Annotated in this window: 14 protein-coding genes; 6 read left to right on the forward strand and 8 right to left on the reverse strand. The window is 65.5% G+C overall.

Going from position 1 to position 13,890, the window contains the following annotated elements; genetic code table 11:
• Positions 1–16 precede the first annotated feature (16 nt).
• The gene (gene ppa / locus VF617_RS08305) at positions 17–553 is read right to left on the reverse strand and encodes an inorganic diphosphatase (protein ID WP_331014402.1); all 537 of its coding nucleotides are present in this window, start codon (positions 551–553) and stop codon (positions 17–19) included.
• 31 nt (positions 554–584) lie between these two features.
• The gene (locus VF617_RS08310) at positions 585–2,471 is read right to left on the reverse strand and encodes a M61 family metallopeptidase (RefSeq protein ID WP_331014403.1); all 1,887 of its coding nucleotides are present in this window, start codon (positions 2,469–2,471) and stop codon (positions 585–587) included.
• Positions 2,472–2,589: 118 nt separating this feature from the next.
• On the opposite strand from VF617_RS08310, the gene VF617_RS08315 reads away from it, so the two are divergent.
• Complete coding sequence (locus VF617_RS08315) at positions 2,590–3,891, forward strand: methyltransferase family protein (protein WP_331014404.1); 1,302 nt, start codon at positions 2,590–2,592, stop codon at positions 3,889–3,891.
• Positions 3,892–3,900: 9 nt separating this feature from the next.
• Here the strand turns inward: VF617_RS08315 and VF617_RS08320 are convergent, their stop codons facing one another.
• Genes VF617_RS08320 through VF617_RS08335 form a run of 4 tightly spaced genes read right to left on the reverse strand, consistent with a single transcriptional unit; the run spans position 3,901 to position 7,098 of the window.
• Positions 3,901–4,425 (reverse strand): CHRD domain-containing protein, encoded by a 525-nt coding sequence (locus VF617_RS08320; RefSeq protein ID WP_331014405.1) that lies wholly within the window; start codon positions 4,423–4,425, stop codon positions 3,901–3,903.
• A gap of 59 nt (positions 4,426–4,484) precedes the next feature.
• Entirely contained in the window at positions 4,485–5,861 is a 1,377-nt protein-coding gene (locus VF617_RS08325; RefSeq protein WP_331014406.1) for a glutamate--cysteine ligase, read from the reverse strand.
• A gap of 44 nt (positions 5,862–5,905) precedes the next feature.
• On the reverse strand, positions 5,906–6,646 hold the full coding sequence (locus VF617_RS08330; RefSeq protein ID WP_331014407.1) for a 16S rRNA (uracil(1498)-N(3))-methyltransferase: 741 nt from the start codon (positions 6,644–6,646) through the stop codon (positions 5,906–5,908).
• Between the two features lie 44 nt (positions 6,647–6,690).
• Complete coding sequence (locus VF617_RS08335; RefSeq protein WP_331014408.1) at positions 6,691–7,098, reverse strand: DUF2147 domain-containing protein; 408 nt, start codon at positions 7,096–7,098, stop codon at positions 6,691–6,693.
• A gap of 120 nt (positions 7,099–7,218) precedes the next feature.
• Here VF617_RS08335 and ubiA point away from each other — a divergent pair, with 120 nt between their 5' ends.
• Genes ubiA through VF617_RS08350 form a run of 3 tightly spaced genes read left to right on the forward strand, consistent with a single transcriptional unit; the run spans position 7,219 to position 10,286 of the window.
• The gene (gene ubiA / locus VF617_RS08340; protein WP_331014409.1) at positions 7,219–8,139 is read left to right on the forward strand and encodes a 4-hydroxybenzoate octaprenyltransferase; all 921 of its coding nucleotides are present in this window, start codon (positions 7,219–7,221) and stop codon (positions 8,137–8,139) included.
• Positions 8,140–8,170: 31 nt separating this feature from the next.
• Positions 8,171–9,517 carry a TldD/PmbA family protein gene (locus VF617_RS08345; RefSeq protein WP_331014410.1) on the forward strand — a complete coding sequence of 449 codons (1,347 nt, stop codon included), beginning with the start codon at positions 8,171–8,173 and terminating at the stop codon, positions 9,515–9,517.
• The gene (locus tag VF617_RS08350; RefSeq protein ID WP_331014411.1) at positions 9,510–10,286 is read left to right on the forward strand and encodes a 3'(2'),5'-bisphosphate nucleotidase CysQ; all 777 of its coding nucleotides are present in this window, start codon (positions 9,510–9,512) and stop codon (positions 10,284–10,286) included. Before VF617_RS08345 ends, VF617_RS08350 begins: the two co-directional genes overlap by 8 nt.
• On the opposite strand, the gene VF617_RS08355 is transcribed toward VF617_RS08350, so the two are convergent.
• Together VF617_RS08355 and VF617_RS08360 are read right to left on the reverse strand one after the other, a co-directional pair.
• Positions 10,283–10,996: a hypothetical protein gene (locus tag VF617_RS08355; RefSeq protein WP_331014412.1), complete on the reverse strand. Its 714-nt coding sequence runs from the start codon at positions 10,994–10,996 to the stop codon at positions 10,283–10,285. The genes VF617_RS08350 and VF617_RS08355 overlap by 4 nt on opposite strands.
• Positions 10,997–11,000: 4 nt before the next feature.
• The gene (locus tag VF617_RS08360) at positions 11,001–12,203 is read right to left on the reverse strand and encodes a toxic anion resistance protein (protein WP_331014413.1); all 1,203 of its coding nucleotides are present in this window, start codon (positions 12,201–12,203) and stop codon (positions 11,001–11,003) included.
• Between the two features lie 177 nt (positions 12,204–12,380).
• Between VF617_RS08360 and VF617_RS08365 the strand changes: the two genes are divergently transcribed.
• Together VF617_RS08365 and VF617_RS08370 are read left to right on the forward strand one after the other, a co-directional pair.
• Positions 12,381–13,274, forward strand: coding sequence for a hypothetical protein (locus tag VF617_RS08365; protein WP_331014414.1), 894 nt, complete (start codon positions 12,381–12,383; stop codon positions 13,272–13,274).
• Complete coding sequence (locus tag VF617_RS08370) at positions 13,274–13,867, forward strand: hypothetical protein (RefSeq protein ID WP_331014415.1); 594 nt, start codon at positions 13,274–13,276, stop codon at positions 13,865–13,867. The genes VF617_RS08365 and VF617_RS08370 overlap by 1 nt, the downstream gene beginning before the upstream one ends.
• Positions 13,868–13,890 lie beyond the last annotated feature (23 nt).

Raw genomic sequence — 13,890 nt, forward strand, 5'->3', positions numbered from 1 at the left:
CAGGCGAAAGCGGGGCTCAGGCCTTTTCCTTCGCCGCGGCTTCGATCGCTTCCAGCAGCACGCGCTTGGCTTCCTGCGCGTCGCCCCACTGGCCTATTCGCACCCACTTTTCGGATTCCAAATCCTTATAGTGTTTGAAGAAATGCTCGATCTGCTGGAGCACGATCGAGGGCAGATCACCACGCTCGCCGATATCCGAATAATAGGGAAAGGTCGTATCGACCGGCACGCAGATCAGTTTCTCGTCGCCACCCGCCTCGTCCTCGAGCTTGAGCACGCCGATCGGCCGCGCGCGGACGACGCATCCCGGCACGAAGGGCGAGCGCGCGATCACCAGCGCGTCGAGCGGATCGCCATCGGGCGAAAGCGTATGCGGGATGAAGCCGTAATTCGCGGGATAGCGCATCGGCGTGTGCAGGATGCGATCGACGAACAGCGCTCCGCTTGCCTTGTCGAACTCGTACTTCACCGGCTCGCCGCCGACGGGAACTTCGATGATGACATTTACGCTGTTTGGCGGATCGTCGCCGACGGGGATGAGATCAATACGCATGACTGCCCTGTTGGTTGGCTACCCGTCCGTCTCAGCGGGGCTGGAGCAGCTTGTCGAGACCGGCCTCTCCCTCGCCGATCTTTTCGAGGTGCGGATAGCGCAGGCCCCCATGATAGTCGATGGCCACGTCGCGGTAATGGTCGCCGCTCTTGAGCAGCAGCCGGATCGGGTCCTTGCCGCCCTTCGCCGCGACCACCGCCGCCTTGAGCCGATCATTGGTGTAGCTCCGGCCATTCACCGCGACGATTTCGTCGCCAAGGTCGATGCCGGCCTTGAAGGCGAGGCCATTCCACATGACTTGCGAAATGCCCGTCGCGCTCATCGTCAGCCCCAGCGAATACATCAGGTCGAGCCCGGTCTTGGGCGTCGCCTTGTTGGGCTTGTCGGTGTAGACGAGCTTGTAGCCATTGCGCTCGAAGCCCTGGAGCGGGGCGTGATCGGCCACCCGATTGACCTGCTCGTCGAAAAGCTTGCGCCAGTCATAGGGGACGATCCGGTTGAGCGTGCGCACGATCTCGTCGATCGTGAAGGGCAGCTCGCCATAATCGCCATCGCGCATGCCATAGAAAGCGCGGTCGTAATCGTCGATCGACTTCGTGCCCCCGCTCTTCTCGCGCAGGATCGAATCGACATTCATCCAGGTGATCAGCCCATCGACATAATAGTCCTCCGAGCGCTGCCAGCTCACCCAGCCCTTCGGCGCGCGCGCAGTGATGATCGGATCGTTGGTGGTGTCCAGCATCGGCCGCCACTGGCGCCCCGGGCGCGTGTCCTGGAGCGCGGCATTGGCCGCCAGCACTTCCAGCGTGTCTTCCTTGGTCATCAGCCCGGCGCGCGCGCCCAGCACATAGCCGATGAACTGGTCGTGCCCCTCATAGGCCCAGAGCAGGGAATTGCGCATCGGCGTGCGGAAATCGGGGGTCCATTGATCGGCCCCACGGCGATATTTGCCCACCCAGCTATGGGTATATTCATGCGCCAGCAGGTTGCGCGAAGTGCCGTTGTCGTCCCATTTGGCGAAATAGCCCAGGCCGGTGCCATTTTCCGAGCTGCGGTGATGCTCGACGCCGATGCCGCCCATCTCCGCGCTGATCGCGAACAGGAATTCGTAGCGGTCGTAATGCTCGGCGCCGAACAGCTTGATCGCCTGAGTGACCAGGTTCCGGTGCTTCTCGATATGCTCGTCCTTCGCCTCCAGCTCTTCGGGCGAATCGGCGAAGACGTTCAGATCGACCCTGGGGCCCAGGTTGAACTCACGATAATAGCGCCCCGCGAAGACGGGGGAATCGACCAGCACTTCGTAATCGACCTTGTCATAGGTGTAGGTGGAGTCAGCCGCCTTTGCGGGGATCGCCGATGCCGCGGTCCAGCCCTTGGGATAGGTCGCGCTGGCCTGCACCGGGATGCGGCGCGTGTAATAGCCCGCCGGATAGAGGCTCAGCGAATACCATTGCAGGTTTAGCATGCTGGGCGCCATCACGATCCGCCCTTGGTCCGCCTTGGTCGCCGACACGAACTGAAACTCGATATCGAGCGCCTTCGCGCCCTTCGGCACATCTAGGTGGAACGCGAAGACATCGACGGGATCGCGCTTCCAGTCCAGCCGGCGGCCGTTGGCGCTGATCTGAAGCCCGGCCAGCTTCTCGATCTCGCCGCGCGGCCCGTGCTTGCCCGGAATCCACTTCGGATAGAGCAAAACCATGTGTCCGCTTTTCGCGACCGGGATAGACTGCTTCACGCGGAAGATGCCCTGCTGCACATCGCTCGCATCGACATGGAGCGTCATCGTGCCCGGATAGGCTACATCCCGGGCCCTGGGGATGGTGTCGGTGAACGGCACCGGCCTCGGCGCGGAATTCTGCGCCAGCGCGGGCGCGGCGGCGGCGAGCAGGACGGCGATCGATAGCGCACGGATCATTGGGGCGGCCTTCAAGCAAAAAATCAGGGATGACGGGCACATAGCGGCGGTGATTGGACGAGGTAAAGCACTGCATCCTTCACCGCTCGCTAACCATTGCCCCCTAGATATTTCGGCCATGTATCACGATCCCGCATTGGCAAAAATCGCGGCGATAGCCGATCCGCGCCCCCGATCGGCGGTCAGCGCCGGCGTAGGCTTTGCCGGGCTCGCCGGGATGGCCGCCTGGATCATGTTCGCACATGTCTATCATCTCGACGGCCCCTATTCGGCCCTGGTCAACGTCGCCGCCTGCGCGATCCCGATGATCCTGTGGTCGCTGTTCGTCGATAAGGTCCATCGCAGCCCTTCGACCGGCATCGACTGGAGCAATGTCCGCCCGTGGCGCCAGACGCTGGAAATCTCGATCACCAAGCTCACCGGCCTATGGCTCACCTGGGGCGGGATCGCTGCGATCTATGCGCTGTTCCGGGTCTGGTCCGACACGCGTTTCGCCAATTTTCCGTTCGCGATGTGGTGCTTCGAAATGGTCGCGCCGGCGATGTTCGCGCTTTCGATTCCCTATGTGCTGTGGATGGATCGGCGCATGATCGAGCCGCGTGACGGCGCGTGGCATATGGGCGCTTGGCTGATGGGCCTCGATGGCGTGGACCATCATGCCATCCACAGCCATTTGCGCAGCTGGGCGGTGAAGGGCTTCTTTCTCGCCTTCATGCTCTCGATCGTGCCGCCGGGCTTTGGCGAGTTCGTCCGCTGGAACACGGCAGGGCTGCTCGAGAATCCCGTGGCGCTGGCGCATTACTGCATCACCTTCATGTTCGTGATCGACGTCGCCTTCGCGACCGCGGGCTATATCCTCACCTTCCGTCCGCTCGATTCGCACATCCGCAGCGCCAATCCCTATGCGGCGGGGTGGACCGCGGCGCTGATCTGCTATCCGCCCTTTCTGCTCATGGGCGACGGCGGGCCGCTCGATTACCATCCCGGCAGCGCCGACTGGACCTATTGGTATGCCGGGCATCCCTGGGTTCTCGGCGCCACCGGCGCGGTGCTGGTCGCGCTCACCGGCATCTATGCCTGGGCGACGATCGCCTTCGGCATTCGCTTCTCGAACCTCACGCACCGCGGCATCCTGACCCACGGGCCCTACGCCTTCAGCCGCCACCCGGCCTATCTTTCGAAGAACCTGTTCTGGTGGCTGTCCACGATCCCCTTCCTTGCTACCAGCAACTGGCAGGATGCGATCCGCAACACCGTGGTGATGGCCGCCGTCAGCGGCGTCTATTACTGGCGCGCGCGGACCGAGGAGCGGCATCTGGGGCTGGACCCCGCCTATCAGGAATATAGCGCCTGGATGGCGCGCAACGGCATGGTCCCGCGCTTCTTCGCCCGCCTCCGCGAACTGCTGGGCGGCAAATAGGCCGGGCGCTCAGCCCTCGGCGATTCGCCCGCTGATCTCGCCGGAATTGAACGCATCGGTGTGGACATTCAGGATCACGAGACCGCCGCGCATAGCCGCGACGAAATCCTCGAAGGCAAGGCCGGATTTCAGCAGCGCCGCGCCGGCGACATAGTCATAGTCTTTCGTAGTGACGCGAAGTCCACGCTCGGTCGCACGGTAGTCGGCTCCGTACGGCAAAGGCAGGGCGAGCGCTGAAGCCCCGCCGGCGGCACTGGCGTATTTGTGGAAATGCACGGGGCCGATCGGCGCAGCGACCAGAGTATCCCAAAGCGCGTCGATCCTGATTCCGTCGACTTCCAGGTCCACGGATACCGTTTTCGCTGCAGTGTCCACGGTAACTCGTGCCGTGCCGGTCGCGGCGGAGCCGGTAGGATTGTCGCCATATTTGCCGTCGAGCTTGGCGTGGAACGTGAGGGTCTGCGCCCCCGCCGGCGCTGCGCTCAGGCACGCGGCCAGCGCGAAGGCGCCGAGCAACTTGTTGTGAACGCGCATTTTCATCTCCCCGCTTCGTCGCGCCGAGAGTGCGCATCATCGACCTGGATGTAAAGCGGTCAGAATTTGGCCTCTTCGTAGACGCGTGAGATGTCGCCGGCCCATTCGCCGTTGAAACGGTCTAGCAGGATTTGTGCCGGCACCTTGCCAGTGCGGACGATCTCGCGCAGCTCATCGAGGAAGCCGCTCTCGTTATCGCCCGACGTATTGAGCCGCGCGCGTGCATTCAGCCCCGCCGCAGAGATATCGAGCACCTGTCCCGCAATATTGCGCAGCTTGCCGCCGCCCGGCAGCGGCGCATCGAGCGCGAGCCGGGGCACCGCATCGCGCAGCGCCTGGCGCTGGGCTATGTCCCAATCCTTTACCAGGTCCCACGCCGCATCGAGCGCGCCCTGATCATAGAGCAGCCCCACCCAGAATGCCGGCAGCGCACAGATCCGCCCCCAGCGCCCGCCATCGGCGCCGCGCATCTCCAGGAAGGTCTTTAGCCGCACTTCGGGAAAGGCAGTGGAAAGGTGATCCGCCCAATCGTCCATGCTGGGCTTCTCGCCGGGCAGGACCGAAAGCTCACCTTTCAGGAAATCGCGGAAGCTCAAGCCGGCCGCGTCGATATACCGGCCCTCGCGGTAGACGAAGTACATCGGCACATCGAGCGCATAGTCGGTGTAGCGCTCATAGCCGAAGCCGTCTTCGAATACGAAGGGCAGCATCCCCGTGCGCGCGGGATCGGTGTCGGACCAGATATGGCTACGATAGGAAAGCATGCCGTTCGGCTCGCCTTCGGTGAAGGGCGAATTGGCGAACAGGGCAGTCGCCAGCGGCTGGAGCGCAAGTCCGACGCGAAACTTCTTCGCCATATCGGCCTCGGACGAATAGTCCAGATTCACCTGGATCGTGCAGGTGCGCAGCATCATGTCGAGCCCCATGCTGCCGACGCGGGGCATATGATCGAGCATGATGCGGTAGCGCCCCTTGGGCATGATCGGCAGCTCGGCGCGCGCCTTGTCGTGCCACATGCCCAGGCCCAGGAAGCCGATCCCGAGCTTGTCGCCCACGGCCTTGACCTGCTCCAGATGCCGCCCTGTTTCCGCGCAGGTCTCGTGCAGATTGTCGAGCGGCGCGCCCGACAATTCGAACTGGCCCGCGGGCTCCAGGCTGATCGCGCCGTCCGGCCCCGAAAGCGCAATGATGTTTTCGCCTTCGTAGACCGGCTTCCAGCCGAATTCGGTGAGGCCGATCAGCAGCGCATGGATGCCGCCAGGCTCTTCGTACGAAGGCGCGCGGTGGTCGGGCGTCTTCCAATAGACGAATTTCTCGTGCTCGGTGCCGATCTTCCAGCGCTCGACCGGCTTCTCGCCTCGCGCGAAATAGCCGATCAGCTGGTCCCGGCTTTCAATGACCGCTGCGTTGCTGTTCGAAACGGTTTTCGTGCTCATCTGCGCCCCTTACTCTCGGGGAAGATGGGACGCCAGAGGCGACGCTACCAGTCCCCGGCTGCCGCCATCCACAGCGAGACAGCCGCAGCGGCAGCCGTCTCGGCACGGAGGATGCGGGGACCGAGCGCAATGCCTACAGCCTGGGGCTGGGCGCGGACCGCTTCGCGCTCCTCAGGATCGAAGCCGCCTTCTGGCCCGATCAGGATCCCGGCGGGGCCGGGCCGGGCGCGCATCGCTTCCAGCGCGGGGGCCCCGCCGCTTTCGTCGGCGAAGAACAATGCGCGCCCTTCCGGCCAGTCGCGCAGCAATGCCATGAGCTTGATCGGCTCCTGAATCGAGGGAAGCGCGGTCCGCCCGCATTGCTCGGCCGCCTCGATCACGTGACTGCGCAGCCGCTCGAGATTGAGCCGGTCGATCACCGTTCGCCGCGTCAGCACGGGCACGACGCGATCGACGCCGAGCTCGCATGCCTTTTCAACAGCCCAGTCGATGCGCGCTTTCTTAATGGGCGCGGCGCATAACCAGAGATCGGGCACCGCCTCCCGCTCGCGAAGGTGGCGGGCAACATCGAGGGTGATGTCACGCTTGCCGATGCTGGCCGCGATACCGAGCCACTCGCCGGTCCTGTCGTCGAACAGTTTGACCGGATCGCCCGGCTTCATCCGCATCACTTGCACCAGATAATGCGCTTGCGGCCCCTCGATCCGCAGCGGCCCGAGCGCAAGTTCGGCTTCTACGAACAGCCGGGGAGTCGATTGCGGCGGCCAGGCGGGAGTTGCGGGCATGCACCTGCTCTAAACGCAGGCACGATGCGCGTCACCCCGCGCCGTCAGCGCATCCGGTGCCAGTGCTGGGTCTTGCAAACCAGTCCCAGCAATGTGCAACCCGACACGCGGATCAGGATATCGCTGAGTTGAGTTACCGTCCCCGATGCGTTGGCATTGATATCGGGGATGAAGACCCGGCCCCGCCAGGTGGCCTGACCGCTGGGCTTCAGATCGCGCAGCAGGACGCTGCCCACCAGTTCCTTGCCGCTGCCCTTGCGCGCGTCGGCGCGTTGCTGATTGCCGGCCCAGGTCACTGTCCCGCACAGCGCATTTCCGCACGGCCTGAGGCGCAGATGCACAGTGTTGTTGGTATTGCGCCACTCCCCTGTCAGCCCCTTCGCGGCGGGAGCAGGTACGGCGGCTCCGAGGGCCAGGAATGCGGCGCAAATGCTGAGCGAGCGAATAAACATGGGTTCCAATTCCAGGGGTGGCTCGCCACATCGGGAGCCATCGCGCCGTTTCAAGGGCCTAATCATGGCCATATGTGGCTGAACCGCAGCTTGCGGGCCTGCCGTACGAGGCGATAGGGCATGCCCATGAGCGATCCGGCCGACGCCGTTCCCGATACCGAGCATCGCGGCCTGATCGGCCTGCTGCCCGCAGCCGCGCGGCCTTATGCCCTGCTCGCGCGCTTCGATCGCCCGATCGGTTGGTGGCTGCTCTTCTGGCCAGGAGCCTGGGCAGTCGCGCTTTCGGGCAACGCAGCCGCGCGCTGGGATATGCTCTTGTGGTTCTTGCTGGGCAGCATCGCGATGCGCGGCGCGGGCTGCGTCTATAACGATATCGTCGATCGCGATCTCGACCGGCAAGTGGCGCGAACCCGCGGCCGGCCGCTGGCGAGCGGCGCCGTGAGCCTGCAGGCGGCATGGATATGGCTGGGGTCGCTCTGCCTGGTGGGACTGATCGTCCTGCTCCAGCTCCGTCCGCTCGGCGGCGGAATTGCGATGGCCAGCCTCGCCCTGGTCGCGGCCTATCCCTTCATGAAGCGAATCACCTGGTGGCCTCAGGCATGGTTGGGGATGGTCTTCTCCTGGGCTGCCCTGGTCGGCTGGGCGGAGGCCGCCGACATGGCCTGGGCGCCCGGCCTGTTCCTCTATGCCGGCGCGATCTTCTGGGTGATCGGCTATGACACGATCTATGCATTGCAGGACGTGGAGGACGATTCGCTCGTCGGCGTTCGCTCGTCGGCGCGGGCATTGGGCTCTCGCGTGAGGCCAGGCGTCGCGGGCTTCTATGCGCTCGCGCTCGCTTTGTGGATGGCGGCCATCTGGCAGCTCCGCCCCGATCCCCTCGCGCTCGCCACATTGCTGCCGGTCGCCCTCCATCTCGGCTGGCAAGTGCTGACCCTCGTCCCCGCCGACGGCGCCAACGCCCTCGCCCGCTTCCGCAGCAACCGCAATGCCGGCCTGCTGATGTTCGCCGCCTGCTTCGTGATCGGCCAGACCCTTTGACCTTCACGTACCGGCTCCCTAGATCGCGCCGATGCTGACAATCGACCAGGCCTGCGAGCGCGCCGCCGATATCGTCGCGCGCGCACGCGCCGCCGGGGCCGACGCCGCCGACGCGGTGTTTGCCGCCGATCGCTCGCTTTCGGTATCCGTCCGGATGGGAGCGCTCGAGGATGTCGAGCGCTCGGAAAGCGCGGAACTCGGCTTGCGCGTGTTCCTCGGGCAGCGCTCGGCCAGTGTCTCCACTTCCGATATGAGCAGCCAGGCGCTCGGCACGCTGGTCGAGCGCGTGCTCGCGATGGCGAAGGAAGCGCCCGATGACCCCTGGGCCGGCCTCGCCCCGCAGGATCGCCTGCTGCGCGGCAGCCCACCCCTGCTCGACCTCGACGACGGCGCCGAGGTTTCTCCCGAGACCCTTAAGGCCCGCGCGCTCGCAGCCGAGGATGCGGCGCGCGCCGTGCCCGGCGTCACCAACAGCGAGGGCGGCAGCGCCGGCGCGTCGAGATCGGTGATGGCGATCGCCACCAGCCACGGCTTTGCCGGCGGTTATGCCCAGACCGCCCACGGAGTTTCGGCCAGCGTGCTCGCCGGCAATGGCGCCGAGATGGAGCGCGACCATGCGCATCATTCGGCGCGCCACGCCGCGGCACTGCAAGCGCCCGACGCGATCGGGCAGATCGCGGGCGAGCGCGCCATCGCCCGGCTAAATCCGGTCCGCATCTCCAGCGGGGCGATGCCGATCGTGTTCGATCGCCGCGTCTCTTCGGGGTTGCTCAGCCATTTGCTCGGTGCAATCGCGGGTGCGGCGGTCACGCGCAAGACGAGCTTCCTGCTCGATGCGCTCGGCACGCAGATCTTCTCCAAGGCAGTGACGATCCGCGACGATCCGCATCGTCCGCGTGGGCTGCGCTCGCGGCCTTTCGACGGTGAGGGACTGCCGGTGCTTGCGCTCAAGCTGGTCGATCAGGGCATGCTCGAGACCTGGCTGCTCGAAAGCGCCTCGGCGCGCCAGCTTGGGCTGGAGCCAACCGGCCACGCGTCGCGCGGGATCGGCGGCGCACCCGGGGTCAGCCCCAGCAATCTCTACATGCAGGCTGGCAGCACACCGCCCGAGACACTGATCGCCGAGATCGAACACGGCGTGCTAGTCACCGAGCTGATCGGCCAGGGCGTCAACGGCGTTACCGGCGATTACAGCCGCGGCGCGGCCGGCTTCCTGATCGAGAAGGGCGAGATCACGCGCTCCGTCTCGGAGATAACCATCGCGTCCAATCTCAAGGAAATGTTCCTGACCCTCACGCCGGCGAACGATCTGGAATTCCGCTACGGGATCAACGCGCCCACGCTCCGCATCGACGGAATGACGGTGGCCGGTGACTGAGCTCGCCCAGCAGGTAGCGGCGATCGCAGCGGAAGCCGGCCGCCTCGCGATCGACCGCTGGCAGACCGATTTCAAGCGCTGGGAAAAGGTGGCGGGAAGCCCCGTCTGCGATGTGGATCTCGAAGTGGACAGGCTGCTCTATCGGCAATTGAGGGCGCTCGTACCCGAAGCCGGTTGGCTGTCCGAAGAGACGATCGACAACACCGCGCGCCTCGGCAATTCCAGGCTCTGGGTCGTCGATCCGATCGACGGCACGCGCGATTACCTGCGCGGGCGGCCCGGCTGGGCGGTATCCGTCGCGTTGGTCGAGGACGGGCGCCCGCTGATCGGCGTGCTCGATGCGCCCGCGCGCGACGAGAAATGGATCGCCGAGGCCGGCAAGGGCGCCTTTCGCAATGGCCGGCGCTTGTACGCCGGCAACCGCACCCGCCTCGCCGGCGCCCGCGTTCCCGCCGACCAGCTTCCCCGAGTCGACAGCGACCTCAAGATGGTCGCCAAGCCCAATTCGATTGCCCTTCGCATCGCGATGGTCGCCGCCAACGAAGCCGATCTGCTCGCCACGATCCGCTGGGGCAACGAATGGGACATCGCCGCCGCGGTGCTCATCGCTAGCGAGGCCGGTGCGACGGTAAGCGACGCCCTCGGCCGCCCCCTCGATTTCAACACCCCTGCCGCGGAAGCCTTTGGCGTGCTCGCCACCGTTCCCGGCATCCACGTGGCCGCCGTCGAACGGCTTGCCGAGCGGGCGGCGGCAGGGATCAAGCGCTAGCCTTCCCCGTCACCCTGATATTTGATCTGCAGATAGCGCCCGCGCGTCGCCAGCAGATCGAGGTCGCCCTGCGCGAGCTGCGCGCTCATCTCCGCGATCTCGTCATCGATCACTTGCAGCCCCTGCGCCAGCTGCTGGTCCGGAGTCAGCCCGTTGCGCTCGACGCGGCGGAGCGGCTCCGGCACGCGGGCATAGCCCTTGATCAGTTCGGGCAGTTGCTCGCCGATCAGCTTGCGCACTTCGAACGCGGCCGGTGCCCGCTCGTCGAGCATCGCCAATTGGGGCGCGAGAATCTCGAGCTTCACGCCGATCGAATCGACCAGCCCCTGGACCGGGGCGGGAAGCGCGGGCCGCTGCGCGTCGAGCCAATGCTCTGTGGTGCGCGGCAGTGCCTTGAGCGGCACTTGCCCCAATTGCTCGGCCTCCGGCGCGCTCCCCACGGGCAGGACCGCGAACAGCAAGGTCGCCGCGATCAGCAGCACCGCGACCAGCATCGCCCCCATCACGCCGAGCGGCGCGACCGCCAGCGCGAAGACGATCGCACCGACCAGGATCGCGCCGTCCGCCGCCGCAATCCGCCCGACACGGCGCAAGACTTCGCTCTCCCGGCGGCGGCGCATCCTCTGCTCGGCAGGCGTGGCGGGTAGCTGCGCACGCGTGCGCTCGATCAGCTCGCTGGCGCGCGCGCTAAGGCGATCGACATCGGTCACTGGCTTACATGGCCTCCAGCTTGAAGGTTTCGGCCGATCCGCCCAGCTGGTTCTGCGCCGCGCCCTCGGCCCGCGCTATATAGCCCTTCGATTTCTCTACTTCGTTCGAAAGCGTGTTGACCGTGGTCTTCATGCTGTCGAGCGCCTTCAATTTGAACGTGTCGATCGCATCCATCGTGTCATAGATGTTCTGGAAGGCGCGCTGGAGGGTCTCGACCGGGATGGTGGAAGACGCGGCCTGTTCGTGGATCGCCGCCGACTGGCTCTTGAGCAGCGCGCCGGTCGAATCGATCAGTCCGGCAGTCGTCGTATTCAGCGCAGTCACCTGATCGAGCACGAGCTTCTGATTGGTCAGCGCCTGCGCCACCGTAACCGCGGTGCGCAGTGCCGAAACCGTCGTGGTCGATGCGCGGTCCACGCCCTTCACCAGCTCGACATTGTTCTTCTTGACCAGGTCGAGCGCGAGGTAGCCCTGCACGGTCACCGCCATCTGGGTAAGCAGGTCCTGCGTGCGCTGCCGGACATAGAAGAGCGCGGTCTCCTTGATTGCCTTGGACTTGGCCGGATCGGTCGCTTCCAGTTCCAACGCCTTGGCCTCGAGCTTCTCGTCCATTGCCTTGGAGAGATAGATCATCTGCTCCAGCCGCCCCATCGCATTCCATAAATTGGTCCGCTCGGTGTCGATCGCGGCATTGTCCATCAGCAGCTCGTCCTTGCCGTTGGACAGGCTCTTGAGGATGCCGTTGATGTGGGTCTGCGAGCTTTGATACTTGCGGAAATAGCCGGTCAGCCCGGTGCCGAAGAGCTTCTGCAAAAAGCCCCCGCCGCCGCCGATCAGCTTGCCGTTCTTGCTCGGGTCCAGGTCTTCGACCGTCTTGCGCAGCGCCAGCAGGTCCGCGCCGACGCCGGTTTCCTGGCCCATTGCCTTGACCGGTCTGTCGAGGAAGCGGTTCGATTGCCCGGCCGCCTCGCGGATTTCCTTTTGGCCCATCGCCGCGATCGCATCCACGCGCTTGCCGAATTCGGGCGAATTGACGTCCTGCGCGACCAGATCGTCGATGAACGTATCGACGCGCGCCTCGAGCTCGGTCTTCTTGGCGTCCTCCACCGGCACCAGCCCCGTCGCCTTTGCGGGCGCAATGGCCTTCACCGGCTCGGGCGGTGTCAGCACCAGATCCTGTTCGGCCGTCATGGTCTCGGTCGCCATTATCGTCTTCTCCAAAGCTGCCAGCCTTCAATAGGCGCAATGCGGCAGCTATCCAACTGTGTTGCTCACATAGGGCACCAGAGAACGCCCCGCCAAGTGTGACATTTCCTGATAACGTCTTTGCGCGGGACCGATCCGGTGTCACTTTGCGCATGTGTTCAGATGGGGGGCTTCGGCATGCGATACCGGAAATTGCTTGGGATCGCGCTTGTCGCGCTCGCCACGGCGGTCGGGGGCCCTGCGCTTGCGCAGTCGCCGGATGCCGAACTGGCCGCGAAAGAGCAGGCGGTGCAATCCGCGACGGCGCGCCCGGCCACCTGGGCTGTCCGGGCTGGGGAGTTCCGCAAATGGCTCGCCGGGGCGACCGACGCAGAGCGCAAGCCGCTCGATGCCGCGGCGCGCGCGGGTCACGTCACCGACCAGATCCACACGGTCGACAAGGAGCTCCAGCGCGCGGCGAGCATCTATCCCGCCCCCAGCGTGTTCGCGATGCTTGGCGACCAATGCCTCGCCAGATGGCTGAGCATGGATTGCCGGGTGCCCATGAACGGCGCGCTGCGCGATCCCGACGGCACGCATATCCTCTGGCAGCTCCAGGCGGGCTCCTCCGAAGAGGACGGCATCGGCATGGGCGCGATGCTGTGGGATGCAAGCGGCCACGCCGAACCCCGACTGATCGGCTGGACGTTCGAAGGCGTGTGGATGGAAACCCCGCGCTACAGCCCGGAACATCAGCTCCTATGGGTCAGCGGCAGGAGGGCGGGCACCGGCAACGGCAATGCCGACATGCTCTTCCAGCGCCGGGGCGGCAAATGGGTCGAGATAGAGCTGGAGAGCTGGCGCGACGATCTCGATCGCCGCCTGCCCAAAGGCTATGGCGCCTGGCACGGCGTGGAGTACGATCTGACGAGCCTCGCCGCCGCGACCGAGCTTTGGAAGGACGGCGACCCGAATTGCTGCGCCGGGGGCGGCCGCGCCGATCTGCGCTTCGAGATCGCCGGCACCAGCCTCAAGCTAAAGGACCTCTCGGTGCAGCTCGGCGGCCCCGACAAGGCGTGGAAGGACTATTGATGGCGATATTGCGAGGCCTGCTGGCGGCCGCCCTGCTCATGCCCGCGGCGCAGGCGCAACAGGCGCCGCTGCTCGATGCACCGGCCTGCCCGATCGTCTACTCTATCTATCGGCTGAAAGGCGCGCCGGAATTCACCGCCGGGTTCGGCCAGCGCGCACACCCCATGGCGACATCGGACCTGATGTTCTGGGTTCGCACGCCGAAGCGCGTCTATTGGTTCGAATTCCAGTCGCCCAACGGCTATGGCGGCACCTGGATCACTCCCTCGGTCCGGCCCCAGCTGCACGACGCCGAAGACAAGCGCGAAGACGGCGAGCCGCCCCAGGCGATCAAGGACTGGAAGGAATCGAGCGCCGCCGCGGCCGAGGCGAACGATCCGCTTCAGGACATCACCTTCGATGCGTTCAAGCCCGATCTCGAATCGTTCGCCAGTCCGCCCCAGTCGAGCGACGCGGCACCCGCTCGCATCTTCATGCGCGGGCTTGGCCAGGCGCTCTGGTATAGCGCGACCTGGGCGGCGGCAGGTGACAGGACTGCCGAGCAGGAATCCGTCCCCACGGCGATGTGGGAACCGGCTGGCTGCGCGAGGTGATGTGACGGCAGAGCGTCCGCATA

This window comes from Sphingomonas sp. (genome assembly GCF_036388215.1).
Lineage (GTDB): Bacteria > Pseudomonadota > Alphaproteobacteria > Sphingomonadales > Sphingomonadaceae > Sphingomonas.